This is a genomic window from Ralstonia sp. VS2407, from assembly GCF_052950655.1.
Genome location: NZ_JBRFVG010000371.1, coordinates 1 through 435 on the forward strand (window position 1 = coordinate 1; position 435 = coordinate 435).

1 protein-coding gene is annotated in these 435 nt (G+C 69.4%); it reads left to right on the plus strand.

Translation table 11 applies throughout. The features are described 5' to 3' along the window. Positions 1-301 (plus strand): AI-2E family transporter (locus ACU8YE_RS25525; protein WP_446930398.1); only part of this gene is annotated, 301 nt, incomplete at its 5' end. Positions 302-435 lie beyond the last annotated feature (134 nt).

Below are 435 nucleotides of genomic sequence, written 5' to 3' on the forward strand. Positions count from 1 at the left end.
GGCGGTCGCCGCGATGCTGCCGTTCTGCGCGCCGGTCGTGTTCTGCGGCGCGGCACTCTGGCTGTTCGTGCAGGGGGCGACCATGTGGGCCGTCGTGGTCGCGGCGCTCGGGTTCATCGTCGTGTTCGTCGCCGAGCATTTCGTGCGGCCGGTGCTGATCGGCGGTTCGACACGGCTGCCGTTCCTGCTCGTGCTGTTCGGCATCCTCGGCGGCGCCGAGACGTTCGGCCTGATCGGGCTGTTCGTCGGCCCGGCGCTGATGACGGTGCTCACGATGCTGTGGGCCGAATGGATCGCTTGAGCGCGCATGCCGTGGCGTCGGCTCGACGCAGCGGTGCGACGACGCGGATGCACACGCACGCGGGTGACGGCTGCAACGATCGCTGACGATTCGGCGGGCGAGGACGCCTGCGATCGCAGGGATCCGGATAACGA